General features: G+C 59.2%; 14 protein-coding genes. 8 read left to right on the top strand and 6 right to left on the bottom strand.

The features are described from left to right. Nucleotides 1–85: 85 nt before the first annotated feature. Entirely contained in the window at nucleotides 86–1,126 is a 1,041-nt protein-coding gene (locus tag MPRO_RS23205) for a TRAP transporter substrate-binding protein (protein WP_067298676.1), read from the bottom strand. Nucleotides 1,127–1,207: 81 nt separating this feature from the next. Further along, nucleotides 1,208–1,699, bottom strand: a complete 492-nt coding sequence (locus MPRO_RS23200; RefSeq protein WP_067298675.1) for a gluconokinase — start codon at nucleotides 1,697–1,699, stop codon at nucleotides 1,208–1,210. A gap of 207 nt (nucleotides 1,700–1,906) precedes the next feature. Here MPRO_RS23200 and gntR point away from each other — a divergent pair, with 207 nt between their 5' ends. Together gntR and MPRO_RS23190 are read left to right on the top strand one after the other, a co-directional pair. Beyond that, nucleotides 1,907–2,941: an HTH-type transcriptional regulator GntR gene (gene gntR, locus MPRO_RS23195; RefSeq protein ID WP_067298674.1), complete on the top strand. Its 1,035-nt coding sequence runs from the start codon at nucleotides 1,907–1,909 to the stop codon at nucleotides 2,939–2,941. An 83-nt stretch (nucleotides 2,942–3,024) separates the two neighbouring features. Beyond that, the gene (locus MPRO_RS23190) at nucleotides 3,025–3,588 is read left to right on the top strand and encodes a PhnA domain-containing protein (protein WP_067298673.1); all 564 of its coding nucleotides are present in this window, start codon (nucleotides 3,025–3,027) and stop codon (nucleotides 3,586–3,588) included. A 124-nt stretch (nucleotides 3,589–3,712) separates the two neighbouring features. On the opposite strand, the gene MPRO_RS23185 is transcribed toward MPRO_RS23190, so the two are convergent. Genes MPRO_RS23185 through gatC form a run of 4 tightly spaced genes read right to left on the bottom strand, consistent with a single transcriptional unit; the run spans nucleotide 3,713 to nucleotide 7,546 of the window. After that, nucleotides 3,713–4,243: a DNA-deoxyinosine glycosylase gene (locus tag MPRO_RS23185; protein WP_067298672.1), complete on the bottom strand. Its 531-nt coding sequence runs from the start codon at nucleotides 4,241–4,243 to the stop codon at nucleotides 3,713–3,715. Between the two features lie 56 nt (nucleotides 4,244–4,299). Further along, nucleotides 4,300–5,754 carry an Asp-tRNA(Asn)/Glu-tRNA(Gln) amidotransferase subunit GatB gene (gatB, locus tag MPRO_RS23180; RefSeq protein ID WP_067298671.1) on the bottom strand — a complete coding sequence of 485 codons (1,455 nt, stop codon included), beginning with the start codon at nucleotides 5,752–5,754 and terminating at the stop codon, nucleotides 4,300–4,302. 6 nt (nucleotides 5,755–5,760) lie between these two features. Further along, nucleotides 5,761–7,218, bottom strand: a complete 1,458-nt coding sequence (gatA, locus tag MPRO_RS23175; protein WP_067298670.1) for an Asp-tRNA(Asn)/Glu-tRNA(Gln) amidotransferase subunit GatA — start codon at nucleotides 7,216–7,218, stop codon at nucleotides 5,761–5,763. A gap of 40 nt (nucleotides 7,219–7,258) precedes the next feature. Next, nucleotides 7,259–7,546, bottom strand: a complete 288-nt coding sequence (gene gatC, locus MPRO_RS23170) for an Asp-tRNA(Asn)/Glu-tRNA(Gln) amidotransferase subunit GatC (RefSeq protein ID WP_067298669.1) — start codon at nucleotides 7,544–7,546, stop codon at nucleotides 7,259–7,261. Nucleotides 7,547–7,711: 165 nt separating this feature from the next. On the opposite strand from gatC, the gene MPRO_RS23165 reads away from it, so the two are divergent. From MPRO_RS23165 to MPRO_RS23140, 6 genes are all read left to right on the top strand, one after another. After that, the gene (locus MPRO_RS23165) at nucleotides 7,712–8,749 is read left to right on the top strand and encodes a rod shape-determining protein (protein WP_020683090.1); all 1,038 of its coding nucleotides are present in this window, start codon (nucleotides 7,712–7,714) and stop codon (nucleotides 8,747–8,749) included. A gap of 113 nt (nucleotides 8,750–8,862) precedes the next feature. Further along, entirely contained in the window at nucleotides 8,863–9,678 is an 816-nt protein-coding gene (mreC, locus tag MPRO_RS23160) for a rod shape-determining protein MreC (RefSeq protein ID WP_281177208.1), read from the top strand. After that, entirely contained in the window at nucleotides 9,671–10,159 is a 489-nt protein-coding gene (gene mreD / locus MPRO_RS23155; RefSeq protein WP_067298667.1) for a rod shape-determining protein MreD, read from the top strand. The genes mreC and mreD overlap by 8 nt, the downstream gene beginning before the upstream one ends. A gap of 65 nt (nucleotides 10,160–10,224) precedes the next feature. Next, nucleotides 10,225–10,809, top strand: a complete 585-nt coding sequence (locus MPRO_RS23150; protein WP_067298666.1) for a Maf family protein — start codon at nucleotides 10,225–10,227, stop codon at nucleotides 10,807–10,809. A gap of 121 nt (nucleotides 10,810–10,930) precedes the next feature. Next, nucleotides 10,931–12,400: a ribonuclease G gene (rng, locus tag MPRO_RS23145; protein ID WP_067298665.1), complete on the top strand. Its 1,470-nt coding sequence runs from the start codon at nucleotides 10,931–10,933 to the stop codon at nucleotides 12,398–12,400. Nucleotides 12,401–12,412: 12 nt separating this feature from the next. Further along, on the top strand, nucleotides 12,413–16,282 hold the full coding sequence (locus MPRO_RS23140; protein ID WP_067298664.1) for a YhdP family protein: 3,870 nt from the start codon (nucleotides 12,413–12,415) through the stop codon (nucleotides 16,280–16,282). Nucleotides 16,283–16,347: the final 65 nt, after the last annotated feature.

The raw sequence follows: 16,347 nt of genomic DNA, 5'->3' as shown, positions 1-16,347 counted from the left end.
CTTAAAACAGCGCAAAAAACCGCTCAAATCAGCCGTCTTTCGCTACGGCCAGCATTATCGGGCAGCCTCCTTGTAGCCCGCCGGATTACATCAGGTTGCGGTCAGACAGGAAGCCGACGACGGAGTCGTAGATCTTCTGGTTCAGCTCGCTTTTTGTCGCCCAGACTTTCCACTCTTCCTTGGCGATGTTACGGAACTTGGCGCGTTCTTCAGGCGCCATGTCTATCACGGTGATGGAGGCGTCTTCACGGGCCTTCTTCACTGCGACCAGGTCACGGGCTTTCAGGGTCGCGACCATTTCGTAGGCCATGGAATCAACCGAAGTTTCCAGAATGGCCTTCAGATCCGCCGGCAGGCCGTCCCAGATATCCTTGTTCAGCGATACCGACACCATGGGCAGGGAATGGAAGCCCGGGTAGTTGGGGTACTTGGCAAAGCTGTGCAGGCCCTGGTCGTGGTTGGTCGAGAAAACGGTGTAGTCGGCTGCGTCGATAACGCCTTTTTCCAGCGCGGTATAGACCTCGGAGCCCGGCAGGTTCACCGGCGTAGCGCCGGCTTTTTCGAAGATGTTGTAGACCATGCCCTCAGGCGCACGCAGTTTCAGGCCTTTCATGTCTGCAACTGTGTAGATGGGCTTTTTGGATACAAAAGCCTCAAGGCCGGTAGCGGCAGCGCCGATCAGGTGTACGCCGTAGGGCTCAACCAGTTCGTTGTAGATTTCTTCGCCGCCGTTGTATTTCATGTACTCGAGAAACTCCAGCGGATCTCCCCAGGCGCCCACCAGATTGCCGAGCATGCCAAAGGCGGGGTCACGGCCAGAGAAGTAGCTCGGGTCGGTCAGGTGGCCCTGCAGAATGCCGGAGCTGACGGCATCCAGTGTCTGGTTGGCCTGGACGACGGCATTGACCGGCAGGATTTCGATCTCGATACGTCCGCTGGACATGGCGTTGACGTTATCGGCCCATTTTTTCTTGATTTCAAACTGTGGCTCACCGGTGTTTTCCGAGGTCTGGAAAGTCCAGTTGAACTCAGCCGCCTGGGCGCTGCCCATCAGCAGGCCTGCGCTGATAATGGCGCTGGTCAGCAGGCGTTTGGAGGACGTTAGCAGGGGTGTTGTTATTTTCATGCTTCACCTATCAGTGGTTTTCAGATTACAAGTCCGTTCGTCGACCCAGCGAAGGTTAGTCGATGGCGGGCTCGGGGGGTGTTACTTGGGTAATTTGGCGAGAATTTCCTGCAGGATCTGCGGTACGCTCTGCAGCACAGAAACGTGAACGCAGGCTTCGTCTGTGCCGGGTTCCTGCAGTGTCTCGAACTGGCTGGCCACCAGAGTGGCTACCATAAAATGATTCTGACGCAGTGACATGCGACGCTCTATTTCAGCGCGGTCGGCCTGCAGGTAAATAAAGGTCAGCGGGCTGCTGCTGGCAAGGGTCTGGCGGTAGTCTTTCTTCAGTGCCGAGCACGACAGCACGGCCTGGTTGCCCTGGGCGTGGGTGGCGCTGAGCTCATCGCGCAGGCGCTCAAGCCAGGGTTGGCGATCGGCGTCGGTGAGGGGGGTGCCAGCGGACATGCGCTGCACGTTTTCGACGGGGTGAAAACTATCGCCTTCGATAAAGCGCGCACCCAGTTCATCAGCCAGCAATTTGCCGATGGTACTTTTGCCGCAGCCGCACACGCCCATGATGACTAGATTCATATTATTGTTTTCATATTGTGAAAATAAGTTTAGCGCTAACATATAAAAATCTAAAAAAACCGCATCAATGCGGAATCTAGCGAGTTCGGTAAGACTATACCAGTGATTAGAGTGCGTCAAATAGTATTTTAGCGCTAACATGGTGCCGTGTTAGCGCCGAATAAATACTGCTAGAATGGCGCTTTCTTGGGTGCTGGAGCGGTAACAATGACGACCAGGCAAAGTCAGCCGGGCAGTCGCAGCAAGGGGCGTGTGACCCTGAGTGATGTGGCGCGCATGTCGGGTGTCAGTGCGATGACAGTATCGCGGGCGCTGAATGAGCCGCAGCGGGTGTCGGAACAGGTGCGCGAGCGGGTGGAGCAGGCCATAGATGCACTGGGCTACATTCCCAATCGTGCGGCACGATCCCTGGCAGGCAACCGAAGCCATACCATCGCCGTGGTGATTCCATCGGTCTCCAATGCCGTGTTCAACAATGTCATCCGCGGCATCTATGATGTCTGTGCGCCGGCGGGGTACGAGATGCTGATGGGTAATACTTATTACTCGGTGCAGCAGGAATCCAGCCTGATTTCCAAGTTTCTCACCCATCACCCCGATGGCATGATAGTTACCGGGCTGGATATGGCTGACAGCACGCGCCGCCAGCTGGAGGCCGCTGCCATTCCACTGGTGCAGATTATGGAAGTTGGCACCTCGGCGCCGCTGGACATGAGCGTCGGGATCTCCCATAGCGACGCCGGCGCCGCTATGGCGCGCTACATGCTGGAGCGTGGCTACAAACGCATCGGTGTGCTCGGCGCCCAGATGGATTATCGTTCTCAGCGGCGTATTCAGGGCTTTATCGATGTACTGGCTGAGGCCGGGTTGGCCGACGACAAGCGAGTTCTGACTACCGCGGAGCCTTCCACTGTGCGCCTCGGTGGCCAGCTGCTGGCGGACCTGTTGCTGGCGAATCCTGATCTGGATGCGGTTTTCTGCTGCAACGATGACCTAGCCTACGGTGCCATCTACGAGTGCCAGCGCCGGCATATACGGGTGCCGCAACAGCTGGCAATCGCAGGCTTCAATGACCTTGAAGGCTCGGCCTGTATTAACCCCTCTCTTACCTCAATTCAGACGCCTTTGTACGATATCGGTAAAACCGCTGCCCAGATGCTGATGCGCCGCCTTGCAGGTGAAGTTCTGCAGCAGTCGGTGGTGGATCTGGGTTTTCGGCTGCAGGCGCGGGACAGCGCCTGAGCGGCAGTGGCCGAGCCTGGTATGCCGCACTCTGTTTTCCCGTGTTATAGTGCGCCGCAAATTTATATACCCGGACAAAATCCATGACTACTGAGCAGCAACTTATGGAGCGCAGCGGCGCTAAATGCGAGCTGTGTGGCAGCGATCAGAATCTGGCAGCCTGTGACGTTTCCCTGGCGCCGGCCGGTGTGGATAATCTGGCGCTGCTCTGTGCTACCTGCAGCGAACAGATAGATAATCCGCAGGATCTGCATCATTGGCGCTGCCTTGGCGACAGCATGTGGAGCCAAGTGCCGGCGGTGCAGGTACTGGCCTGGCGCCAGCTCAAGCGTCTGTCTATTGAGCCCTGGGCGCAGGATCTGCTGGACATGCTGTACCTGGATCCCGCACTCGAAAGCTGGGCCCAGGCAGCCATGGCCGATGAAGATGACGACAGCGAGCCGACTCTGGACAGTAACGGCAGCCGTCTGCAGGAAGGTGACTCTGTCACCCTGATCAAGGATCTGGACGTGAAGGGTGCGGGTTTTACCGCCAAGCGCGGCACGGCGGTGCGTGATATCCGCCTGACCTCGAACCCCAAGCATATCGAGGGCAAGGTCAATGGTGTGCAGATCGTGCTGGTGGCGGCCTACCTCAAGAAGGCCTGATTTTTCCGACGGCTCTATAGGGTGGGGTGCACCCTGCCCCTATCTTGTGGCAATCAACAGGCGTCATAAGGCTGCATGGTTTCACCCATCCTGCTCGTCTGATGCGTCACCGCGTGCCTGGTGTTTATCGAGCGTCGCTCGTTGAGCGCAGATCGTTGATCACCCGGCGCCACTGCTCGAATTTTTGTGCAGGTCTAAGTCCGGCATTCGCCGGGCTTGTCGAGGGTAGTCGAGCCATCTCGACCCCGCTCGGAATTGAAATGCCGCCCCGAATAACATGACGCTTGAACAGTGTCTCGGCGGCCCCGCCATTGAAACAGATTCCCCTGAGCTGCGAGTGCAGTCCAAAGAAGGTCGCAAAGTCGTTCGCCTCAACTGAATCCTTCGCAATATTCTGATCCAGACTCCCCGGGCGCTGACAGCGGTGCACTACATCCCAAAGGGCGATCTGTCGTTGTTTGAGCTGCTGCAGGCGCAGAAGGTAGGGCAGGTCGATGTCAAAGTCGAGCAGTTCAGCCATGATAGGCCAGAAGGTATTGCGCGGGTGGGCATAGTATTGCTGTTGTACCAGCGAGGCGACGCCCGGGACTGATCCGAGAATCAGTAGCCGGGCGTCGGGTTGGGATACGGCATTAAAGCTTTGAATACTGCTCATTGAGTTGAGGGCTCAGGCCCGGGCACTGCGGTGGCAATGCCCGGGCCTGGCGGGCTCTAGTCGCACAGAGCGTCGAGTTTCTGCTTCAGAATGCCGGTCACGGCGCCGGGGTTGGCCTTGCCGCCGCTGGCTTTCATCACCTGGCCCATAAAGAAGCCCAGCATCTTGCCGCGCTTGTCGGGTTCGGCCGCCTTGTACTGTTCCACCTGCTTGTCACTGCTGGCGATCACCTGATCAACGATGCCTTCGATGGCGCCGCTGTCTGTCACCTGTTTCAGGCCCTTGGCGTCGATGATCTCGTCGGCGCTGCCGCCTTCAAGCCACATGGCTTCGAACACCTTCTTGGCGATATTGCCGGAGATGGTGTCGTCCTTGATGCGCGTGAGCAGGCCGCCAAGCTGTTCTGCGCTGACCGGGGATGCCTTGATGTCGGTGTCGTGCTGGTTCAGCAGCCGGGCCAACTCGCCCATAACCCAGTTGGCGGCCAGCTTGCCGTCACCGCAGCTCTTGGCAACCTGGTCATAGTAGGCTGCCTGTACATTGTTGGACGACAGTACGCTGGCGTCGTACTCCGACAGGCCGTACTGCTCGACGAAAGTGGCTTTCCACTGTGCTGGCAGAATCGGCAGGGTGGCGCGCACGGCTTCGATATAGGCATCGTCGATAACGATGGGCAGCAGATCCGGGCAGGGAAAGTAGCGGTAGTCGTTGGCTTCTTCCTTGCTGCGCATGGCGCGGGCCACCTTGGTGTCGCCGTTGTAGAGGCGGGTTTCCTGGCGGATTTCGCCGCCGCCTTCAATTACGTCGATCTGACGTTCGACTTCAAGCTCAATGGCTTCTTCCATAAAGCGGAAGGAGTTGAGGTTCTTGGTCTCGGTACGGGTGCCCAGGGTTTCGGTGCCTTTGGGGCGTACGGATACGTTGACGTCAAAGCGCAGCGAACCTTCGGCCATGTTGCCGTCGCAGATACCCAAAGACGTCACCAGCGAGTGCAGCTTGCGGGCAAAGGCCACGGCTTCCTCGGCGTTGCGCATGTCTGGCTCGGTGACAATTTCAATCAGCGGCGTGCCGGCGCGGTTCAGGTCGATGCCGGTCATGCCGTGAAAGTCTTCATGCAGCGACTTGCCGGCGTCCTCTTCCAGGTGCGCATGGTGAATGCGTACCTGCTGGATGCGGCCATCGGCCAGTTCGATATCCACATGGCCGCGGCCCACCACGGGTTCTGCCAGCTGGGTGGTCTGGTAGCCTTTGGGCAGGTCGGGGTAGAAGTAGTTCTTGCGCTCGAATACCGAGCGCTTGCCAATTTCGGCGTCTATGGCCAGGCCGAACATCACAGCCATGCGCAGGGCGTTTTCATTGAAGACCGGTAGTGTGCCCGGCAGCGCCAGGTCGACGGCGCTGGCCTGGGTGTTGGGCTCGGCACCGAAGGCGGTACTGGAGCCGGAAAAGATCTTGGTTTTGGTGGCGAGCTGAACGTGAATTTCCAGCCCGATTACTGTTTCCCATTCCATCGTGCCTTACCCCTTGATGCTCGCTGGTGCCAGTGTGTGCCAGTCGGTCGCCTGCTGGAAGCGGTGCGCGACATTGAGCAATTTTGCCTCGCTAAAGTAGTTACCGATAATCTGCAGTCCTACCGGCAGTCCCTGGGCCAGGCCACAGGGTACGGACATGCCGGGCAGTCCCGCCAGGTTCAGCGCCAGCGTATAGATGTCTTCCATGTACATCTGTACCGGATCCGAGGACTTCTCGCCGATGCGAAAGGCTGGCTGCGGCGTGGTCGGGCCCATGATGACATCGACCTCGGACAGGGCCTGGATAAAGTCCTGCTGAATCAGGCGGCGTGCCTGCTGTGCCTTGCGGTAGTAGGCGTCGTAGTAACCGGCAGACAGCGCATAGGTGCCCACCATGATGCGGCGCTTGACCTCGTCGCCAAAGCCTTCGCCGCGGCTACGCTTGTACAGATCTTCCAGATCGACGGGGTTGTCGCAACGGTAGCCGTAGCGTACGCCATCAAAACGGGACAGATTGGTGGAGGCTTCGGCCGGGGCGATGATGTAGTAGGCCGGTACCGCCAGCGCCGTATTGGGCAGGCTGATTTCCCTGACACTGGCGCCGAGCTTTTCAAACTCGCGAATCGCGTTCTGTACCTGTTCGGCGATGGCAGGATTCAGGTTATCGGCGAAGTATTCCTTCGGCAGGCCGATGCGCAGGCCTTCGAGGCTGTCGTTCAGGCTGGCGCTGTAATCCGGAACTTCACGCTCGACGCAGGTGGAGTCCATGGGATCAAAGCCGGCCATGACGTTAAGCATAAGGGCGGCATCTTCGGCGGTGCGAGCCATGGGGCCTGCCTGGTCCAGCGAGGAGGCAAAGGCGATCATGCCGTAGCGTGATACCCGGCCATAGGTGGGCTTGAGGCCGGTAATGCCGCACAGGGCTGCGGGCTGACGGATGGAGCCGCCGGTGTCGGTGCCGGTGGCGGCCGGTACCAGGCGGGCGGCGATAGCCGCGGCCGAGCCGCCGGACGAGCCGCCGGGAACACGGTCGGTGTCCCAGGGGTTGCGCGATGGGCCATAGAAGCTCGACTCGTTGGACGAACCCATGGCGAATTCGTCCATGTTGGTTTTGCCGAGTGTCACGGCGCCGGCGTCATTGAACTTGCGCACCAGGGTGGCGTCATAAGGCGCAATGAAGTTGTCGAGCATGCGCGAGGCGCAGCTGGTGCGAACGCCCTGGGTGCAGAAAATATCTTTGTGAGCCAGTGGCAGGCCGGTGAAAATACCGGCTTTGCCGGCGGCGCGCAGGCTGTCCGCCGCTCGGGCCTGGCTCAGGGCCAGTTCTTCGGTGACGGTAATAAAGCTGTTGTAGGCGGCATCCTGAGACTTGATGCGGCCGAGGCAGGATTCGGTCAGCTCAAGGCTGCTGAAATCACCTGCGGCCAGTCCGCCGGCCAGTTCGGCCAGTGTCTTGTCAAACATGGGGTTGGGTATCCTTCACAAATTCGGAACGTGGCGGTGCTTACTCGATAACCCTGGGAACCAGGAACAGGCCGTTTTCCACCGCAGGTGCGACGCTTTGCAGCTGTTCGCGCTGGTTGGTTTCGCTGACAACATCGGCGCGCAGGCGCTGCACGGCGTCCAGCGGGTGGGCCATGGGCTCCACGTCGGTGGTGTCGGTGGCCTGCAGCTGATCAACCAGGGCAAGGATATCGGATAGCGTTTGGGTGTAGCCCGGGACTTCTTCATCACGGATTTGCAGCCGCGCCAGGTGGGCGATTTTTTCCACGTCGGAACGCTCTAGAGCCATGTTGCAGTTCTCAATGATTTTTTTAAGGTTTTCGGCACTCGGCGGTGCTGGGGAAGACGGCTAAGTTAACATATTTGTTCCTTGCTCTAAATCCCCGCCATTGCTAGAGTTACGTGTTTTCAGAATCAGCGCGTCGCGCGACATCTGTTTAGGTACCCCATCCCCATGTTCAAGAAAATCCGAGGTCTTTTTTCCAGCGATCTGTCCATAGACCTGGGCACTGCGAACACGCTTATTTATGTTCGTGATAAAGATATAGTGCTGAACGAACCTTCTGTTGTTGCCATTCGTCATAACGGTAATCATAAATCAGTCGCTGCAGTAGGGATGGATGCCAAGCGCATGCTGGGGAAAACTCCCGGTAACATCACCGCTATTCGTCCGATGAAAGATGGTGTTATTGCCGACTTTCACGTCACCGAAAAAATGCTGCAGTATTTTATCGCCAAGGTACATGAAGGTAACTTTCTCACGCCAAGCCCGCGCGTGCTGGTGTGCGTGCCTTGCAAATCTACTCAGGTTGAGCGTCGCGCCATCAAGGAGTCGGCATTGGGTGCCGGTGCCCGCGAAGTTTACCTGATCGAAGAACCCATGGCGGCCGCCATAGGCGCCGGACTGCCGGTCGATGAAGCCCGCGGTTCCATGGTGGTGGATATCGGTGGTGGTACCACTGAAATTGCTGTTATTTCGCTTAACGGTATCGTCTACGCTGAATCCGTGCGGGTCGGTGGTGACCGTTTCGACGAGGCGATCGTGACCTATGTGCGTCGCAACTACGGCTCCCTGATTGGTGATGCCACGGCGGAGCGCATCAAGCAGGAAGTCGGTACTGCATACCCGACCTCTGAGGTGCTTGAAATTGACGTGCGCGGCCGTAATCTGGCTGAGGGCATTCCGCGTCGTTTTACCCTTAACAGCAACGAGATTCTTGAAGCGCTGCAGGAACCCCTGGCGGCCATAGTGCAGGCGGTAAAGAGTGCGCTGGAGCAGTGCCCGCCGGAACTGGCGGCTGATATTGCCGAATTCGGTATTGTGATCACCGGTGGTGGTGCGCTGCTGCGCAACATAGACCGTCTGATCAGTGAAGAGTCTGGCCTGCCTGTGATCATTGCCGAGGATCCGCTGACCTGTGTTGCCCGTGGTGGTGGCAAGGCGCTGGAAATGCTCGACAATCGTGCTTTTGAGTTACTCTCCTACGAATAGTGGTTTGATGCTCTGCTCAGTCTTTTCAACCCAGCCGGGACACTGCGGCATCCGCCGAGAGGTGTCCCATTAAGCTGATTTTCAGGGGCGGGTCGCCCCGTGCCCTCTTTGTTGTGCTGGTGCTGATGGCGTTACTGCTCATCATCGCCGACCTCAACTGGTCAAAGATGCGCGATGCACGCGGCTATCTGTCCCTTCTGATTACGCCCCTGCAATGGATGGTCGACGTGCCCGGACGGCTGGCGGACGATTTGTCCGGTGTGCTGGTGGATCGCACGACCCTGCTGAAGGAAAACGAGCGCCTCAAATCCGAAGCTTTGCTGCTGGAGCGCAAGGTGCAGCAGATCGCTGCCCTGACGGCCGAGAATCTGCGCCTGCGTGAGCTGCTTGATGGCAAAGAACGGGTCAAAGACCAGGTCATGCTGGCCGAGCTGATAGGCGTTAATCCAGACCCCTTCCTGCATCAGGTGATCATCAACCGCGGTGCCGAGGATCGCGCCTATATTGGGCAGGCCGTGCTGGATGCCGGTGGCGTGATCGGTCAGGTGGTTGAGGCCAGTCACTATACCAGTCGCGTCATGATGATTACCGATGCTCGCCATGCCATTCCGGTGGAAATTAACCGCAACGGCCTGCGTGCCATTGCGCTGGGCAAGGGTGTCTACGACGAAATCGAACTTGAGCATGTGCCTGATACCGCCGACGTGCGTGAAGGCGATCTGCTGATCAGTTCGGGCCTGGGTGGACGCTTCCCGCGGGGTTATCCCGTGGCTGTGGTCACTGGTGTGATTCGTGACCCGGGTCGGCCTTTTTCGCTGGTAACGGCCAAGCCTACGGCGCGGCTGGACAAGAGCCGGCATCTGTTGCTGGTACGCGGGCCCCGGGAGCTTCCTCTGGAGCCACCGGTGGCCGGGGCTCTCGATGAGTGAGGTGCGTTCCGGCGGCTTTCTGATTATCATCGGGACTTTTCTTATAGGTCTGACCCTGAGTCAGCTGCCGCTACCGGTGCAGTTCGAGTGGGTACGTCCAGAGTGGGTGCCCATGATCCTGATTTACTGGGTACTGGCCTTGCCACACCGGGTGAGCATAGGCACCGCCTGGATGCTCGGCCTGACGCTGGATCTGCTCAAGGGCAGCGCCCTGGGGCTTAATGCACTGGCACTAACTCTGATTGCCTTTCTGACCCTGCTCATTCATCAGCGTCTGCGCATGTTTCCGTTATGGAAACAGGCCATGATGGTGCTGGTGCTGGTGGGTATCAACCAACTGACCTTTCACTGGATGCAGTCCATTGCCGGCAACACCCGGGACAACCTGATGTTCATGTTGCCGTCCCTGGTGAGTGCGGTACTCTGGCCCTGCGTCTTTGTGCTGCTGCGTAGCATTAGACGTACCTTCCGGGTAACCTGACGGCAGTCCCGTCTGGGCTATACAATGTTGCCTGGCGGTGCCATTCAAGGGAATTCTGTATCACCATGACAAGCCTGATTCTGGCCTCCGCATCACCGCGGCGCAGTGAGCTGCTGACGCAGATTGGTGTTGCCTTCGAGGTCTGTGCGCCCCATTTGCCCGAGCAGCTGTTGCCGGGAGAAGCACCACAGAGCTATGTGCGCCGGCTGGCGCTTGAAAAGGCACAGGCCGGCTTTGACCTGAGCGGTGGTCGCTGTCCGGCGCTGGGATCTGATACTGCGGTGGTCTGTGGCGATGAAATACTGGGCAAGCCCTGCGATGAAGAGGATGCGGTGCGCATGCTGCTGTTGCTGTCGGGGCGACGCCATCAGGTAATGACCGGTGTCGCGCTGGTGGATGAACACCGGGCCGAGGCGCGCGTCGTGACCACCGAGGTGGAGTTTCGCGTACTGGACGAGGCCCAGTGCCGGCGTTACTGGGCCAGTGGGGAGCCGCTGGACAAGGCGGGTGCTTATGCGATTCAGGGGCTGGGTGCAGTTTTCGTGACGGCCATCAATGGCAGTTATTCGTCGGTGGTGGGTTTGCCTTTGGCCGAAACTGCACAGTTACTGACACAGTTTGACGTGCCGCTCTGGTACAGTGCTGCATAATAGAGAATATGCGTGCGCAGATGCGCGACAAGGGTCATGGGGCCCGGCCGGGCAGTAAGCCGATCAGGAGATCGGTTTCACGGTCAGCTTAACTGAGAGTCGAAGGAGCAGGCGGTAAGTGATGGGCGAAGAAATTCTGATCAACTTTACGCCAATGGAGACCCGCGTAGCGGTGATCGAGAACGGTGTCCCGCAGGAACTCTACATCGAGCGGGCCAAGCGCCGCGGTCTTGTGGGTAACATCTATAATGGCAAGGTGGTACGCGTACTGCCTGGCATGCAGGCAGCCTTTGTCGATATCGGGCTGGAGCGTGCGGCCTTCATACATGTTGAGGAAGTGCTGGGCCAGTCCGCCACGGCGGAGGAGCGCAGCAATACCTCAATCGCCCAGGTGTTGCGTGAGGGTCAGGGCCTGCTGGTCCAGGTGACCAAGGACCCGATCGGCACCAAGGGTGCGCGTCTGACCACTCACCTGTCCATTCCGTCTCGTTATCTGGTGTATATGCCCGGCAACGAGCACATAGGTGTGTCCCAGCGAATTGAGGATAATGAAGAGCGCGATCGTCTGCGCAGCCTGATTGACTCGCTGGCTGAAGAGGCGGGTGAGGAAAGCCGTGGCGGCTTCATTTTGCGCACAGTGGCGGAAGGTGCCAACGAAACCGAGCTGCGCGCCGACCTGCTGTTCCTGTACCGCCTGTGGGGTGCCATACAGGACAAGATCAAGGGCGCCGGTCTGCCGGAAATCGTGTATGAAGACCTGCCGCTGAATATGCGGGCGCTGCGGGACATGGCCCATGCCGGTGTCGAACGCATTCGTATTGATTCGCGTGAGACTTACCAGAAGGCGCAGGAGTTCGTGCAGGCGCTGGTGCCGGAAATTCAGCACAAGCTGGAGTACTACCCCGGTGAGCGCCCGATATTCGATCTGTTCAATGTGGAAGAGGAAATCAAGCGTGGCCTGGGACGCAAGGTCGAGTTGAAATCCGGTGGTTATCTGATTTTTGATCAGACCGAAGCCATGACCACGGTGGATATCAACACTGGCGGCTTTGTTGGTCACCGTAATCTGGAAGAAACCATCTTCAAGACTAACCTGGAGGCGGCCACTGCCATCGGGCGTCAGCTGCGCTTGCGTAACCTCGGCGGCATTATCATTATCGATTTTATCGATATGGAAGATTCCGACCATCAGCGTCAGGTGTTGCGGACGCTGGAACGGGTGCTGGAAAAAGATCACGCCAAGTGCAAGGTCACCGGTGTCTCTGAGCTGGGTCTGGTCGAAATGACCCGCAAGCGCACCCGGGAAAGTCTCGAACAGGTGTTGTGCGATGCCTGTTCCCAGTGTCAGGGACGGGGCATGATCAAGACGGCAGAAACCGTCTGCTACGATATTTTCCGTGAAATCCTGCGTCAGCATCGCGCTTACGATACCGATTCCTACCTGGTGCTTGGAGCCCAGACGGTGGTGGATTATCTGCTGGACGATGCATCCGAGCATCTGGCGGAGCTTGAGGCCTTTATCGGCAAAACCATTCGTTTTCAGGTCGAAACGCTCTACAGTCCAGAGCAGTTCGACGTCGTGCTGCGCTAAACGGAGCGCGGCGTGAACATCAGGCTGGGGTCTGTGCTGGGCAGGCTGGGCTGGTTCTGTGCTGGTCTGCTGTTGCTTGTGGCCCTGCTGGTGACGCTGCTGCGTCAGTTCCTGCCGGCAGTCAGCGAATATCGCGAGCAACTGTCGGTGCTGCTCAGTGAGCAGCTCGGCGTGCCGCTGGATATCGAGCGCATAGACGCGCACTGGAGCGGTCGCTGGCCGCAGCTTTCAGTGAGCGGCGTGCGCTTTTTTGCTGATCCAGGTGCTGGCACCGTTGGCGATACCGATTCCGGGCCTGAAGTGCGTGCCCGTTTTGACCATCTAAGTGTCGAGCTTGACCTGCCAGCCTCTATTGTCAATCTGATTCCGGTCTTCCGGCAGGCGCAGCTTAGCGGCCTGCAGCTGACCTTGCGTGAGCGCGAGGGTCGCTGGTTACCTGGCCCCGGTGAGGATGCCGGCGACACTGGCCTCAAGGTCGACGCCTTGAGTCGCATGCTGGGCCTGGCCATGATTCAGCCCAAAGTCACCCTTTCCGATGTACAGCTCACTTTGCTGCCAGAATCCGGCGACCCCCGGGTGCTGCGTGCCCCCGAATTGCTGTTGCAGAACAGCAGTCGCGAGCATCAACTGGGTGGCTCACTGGTACTGCCGGCGGCGGGGGACAAGGGGGCTGTGCGTTTTGCCATTGAAACTCGCGGTAGCGGCGATGATTTGCTGAATGCGCCCTATGACTTTTACCTGTCGCTGGATGAGCTGGGCCCGGATCTGCTGAATCTGGATCTGTTGCCGTTTCAGATCGATAGCCTGCGAGCCAGTACCGAGTTTTGGGGGCGTTTCTCGCAGGGACGGCTGGAGACTCTGCAGGGAAATGTCGCGGTGGCTGAGTTCTCCGCTGCATCCCCGAATCTTCCTGATATCAGCGCAGCTCGCACCGATTTTGCACTCCTGCGCAGTGGTGACCGTTATCAGTTGCAGCTCAATGATCTGGCGCTGAACAGTGCCGGCGCTGGGCTTGCGGTGCCACAGTTGCTGCTGGAGGCGCTCTGGCAGGACGGAGAGCTAAAGCCCGGCCAGATTGCAGGCTCCGGCATTGATCTTGCGCCGCTGGCGCACTGGCTGCAGCTGCAGCCCTTTCTGCCCGAGGGTCTTAAAGAGGCTTTGCTGCCGCTGGCGCCAACCGGTGTGCTGACGCGATTTCGCGCCAACTGGCCGGAAAATCACGACTGGAGCGGCTTCGAATTGCAGGCGGATCTTGACCGTCTTTCGAGCGAGGCGGCCTGGGGTGCGCCCCGTGTCAGCGGTGTTAGTGGTCGGCTGGATGCGAACCTGCGCGGCGGTCGTATTCATCTGGCCACGACCGATTTCGAGCTGTTTTTCCCCGAGCTCTACGACCGTGGCTGGGAGTATGACAAGGCCGATGGCATAGTGCGCTGGTCGCTGGAGCAGGACGCCGTGGTGATAGGCAGCGAACTGCTGCACCTGACCAACGCCTCGGTGTCGGCGGCGGGGCGATTCAGCATGCGTCTGCCCTATGCCCATGAAGAGCAGACTGAACTGACTCTCATGATCGGCATGACCGACAGCGATGCGCTGCAAACGGCCAACTATGTGCCGCCGGACGCGGTCGGGCGCGGCCTGTATGACTGGCTCGCCGGCGCTATTCAGGGCGGGCGTGTGCAGCAGGGCGGGTTTTTGCTGCACGGCGGAACCAAGCGACTGGATGATGACGTCGCACTCACAGTGCAGATGTTCTTCGATGTGGAGCAGGCCGATATGGCCTATCAGCCCGGCTGGCCCGCGGTACGCAACAGCAAGGCTTTCGTCATGCTGCGTGATCAGTCGCTGCTGGTTGAGGTGGAGGAGGGGCGGCTGATGGACTCCCAGGTCGAGTATGCGCGGGTCTATTTGCAGGGACCTGATGCCCCCTTGCAGATCGACGGGCAGCTTGGCGGGGATGCCGCCGATATCCATCGCCTGCTGATGGAATCTCCCTTGCGTCCGCTGGTGGGGGACGCGCTGGCGCAGTGGAAGCTCAGCGGCCCTGCCGAGACGGCTTTGCGACTGAGTATTCCGCTTGATGGCAAGCCGCTGCCCAGTGTCGCGGTTGCGACACGCCTGGCTAATGGAACACTTGAGTCTGAAGCCTTGCGCCTGGCATTTTCTGATCTTCATGGTGATCTGCACTACAGCACGGAAAAGGGCCTTCGCAGCGAGCGGCTCGATGGCAATATGCTTGGCCAGCCGGTACGGGGGCAGATCACTACTCCCGGTACTGAGCCCTGGCGTACCCGTGTGAGTCTGGCCGGTGAGCTGCCCATGGCTCAGCTGGTGCAATGGAGCGAGCTGGATATTCTGCGTGACCTTGGCGGCACAGCGGCCTATAACGCCCGTCTTGAGTTGTGCAGTGGTGCTGACGACTGCAATCGGCTGGTGATTAGCAGTGATCTTGTGGGGGTTGTGGTGCCCTGGCCCGGTTTTCTTGGCAAGCAGGCAGCAGAGCTTCGCCCGCTATCGGTGGTGGTGGGGTTGAATGAAGGCTCAGTGCGACTTAACTACGACGAGCGTTTGCGGGCCGTGTTCGGCATAGCGCAGCCGCTGCAGGGTTTTGGCCGTGTGACACTGGGTGGCGGGCGCCCGGAATTGCCGCTGTCGGCCGGGCTCTGGGTTGATGGACGCATCGAGTCTTTAAGCACCGATCAGCTGGAGGCCTTCCTGCAGGCCCAGGGTTGGCTGGATGGGCTTGCTGGTGACGCCGCGAGCTCGGGCGCGGCAGTCACTGATGGGCCTTTGGCGCTGCGAGCGGTGGATATTCAGGTTGGCGAGCTGAATGTGCGTGGCATGACATTCACTCAGGCCAGTGTACATCTGGGTACTGCGCCCTGGCAGTTGTATGTGCAGAGTGCACAGCTGGATGCGACCCTGGATTGGCCGCTACAGCCAGGGCAGCCTTATCGGTTGCAGGTCAAGGCGCTGAACCTGCCTGAGCCCAAGCCCAGCGCTGGCCCGTCTGCGACCTTGCCACAGGGCGTCGAGGCAGCGGCTCCCGAGCCTATCGACCTTGGTGGTATGCCGGCGGTGGATGTCAGCATCAGCAGTCTGAGTCTGGGGCCGCGCAATCTCGGGCGCTGGCAGTTTGGGTTGCGCCCGCAAACGGGACGTCTGGCAATTGAAGCGATTGAGGGGCATATCGGCGGCCTTGAGGTTCGTGGCGAGGGTAGCTGGCGCGAACTGCCGGCCATTAGTACTGAGCTGACCCTCAAGTTGCAAGGGGGCGATATTGCTACTCTGCTGGAGGCCTGGGGGAGCGGTCGCGTGCTTGCCTCTGACAGCACCGATGCCTATCTGCAGCTGGGCTGGTTACGCCGACCCTGGGATATTTCACTGGCCCAGGCGCAGGGCGAGCTGGCCTTCAGGCTGGAGGATGGGCGCATTATCGAAAGCGGTGGCGCCAGTAATATCCTGCGCATTTTCGGTATTCTCAACCTCAACAGCTTGGCACGACGCTTCAAGCTGGATTTTTCCGACCTGCTGAAAAGTGGCCTCGCCTACGACAGCCTGTCGGGCCGCTATCGCTTTGAGCGTGGCCAGGCCCGTACGCTTGAGCCGCTGCGCCTGCAGGGGCCTTCTGCCGACATGACCATGACCGGTAGTCTTAATCTGCTGAGTGAAACCGTGGAGCAGGAAATGGAAGTGACCTTGCCGCTGACGAGTAATATACCGCTGGCGGCGGTGCTGCTGGGGGCGCCCCAGGTGGCCGGTGCCATGTTCCTGATCGACAAGCTCATTGGTGACAAGCTGGAAAAGGTGACATCGATTCGCTATCGCGTGTCCGGTGACTGGAATGATCCCGATGTGTCGGTCATGCGTTCGGCGTCGCCCTGATAAAGCTCAATAGTCTGGCCTGCTGTTCGACAGGTCAGCGGTAAATTACGTTTCAGGCTGGAGGT

The organism is Marinobacterium profundum (assembly GCF_001528745.1).
GTDB lineage: Bacteria > Pseudomonadota > Gammaproteobacteria > Pseudomonadales > Balneatricaceae > Marinobacterium_A > Marinobacterium_A profundum.
The sequence above is the reverse complement of the archived record's forward strand: the minus strand, read 5'-3'. Positions and strand labels throughout refer to the sequence as shown.